The following is a 272-nucleotide window of genomic DNA, read 5'->3' on the forward strand; positions in this document are numbered from 1 at the left end:
GTACTGTGTTCATTGGTTTAACCTTGTTCTCACTCCAACACAATTGACACAACCCATTGTCTCTATCCTTTACCCTTGCTCTTGTTACTCGCCAAGGCTTTGAGTTATAGAACTTCTGGTTGTCCGTATCCGTTCGCTTCGCCTTATAATCTCTATGCCTTTGCTTCCTTCTTTCTTCAGCTACAATAGCACACGCCTCGCACATACCATGTTCCATTGGTACTGTCTTACCACATCTACATATCTCGAGAAGCATGAGCGCTCTCCTTGTG

1 pseudogene is annotated in these 272 nt (G+C 44.5%); it reads right to left on the minus strand.

The annotated features are described in order from the left end of the window. Positions 1-256, minus strand: a pseudogene (locus tag JDS96_RS31795) (HNH endonuclease); the annotation flags it as partial. Positions 257-272 lie beyond the last annotated feature (16 nt).

The organism is Bacillus cereus group sp. N21 (assembly GCF_016483395.1).
GTDB lineage: Bacteria > Bacillota > Bacilli > Bacillales > Bacillaceae_G > Bacillus_A > Bacillus_A pseudomycoides.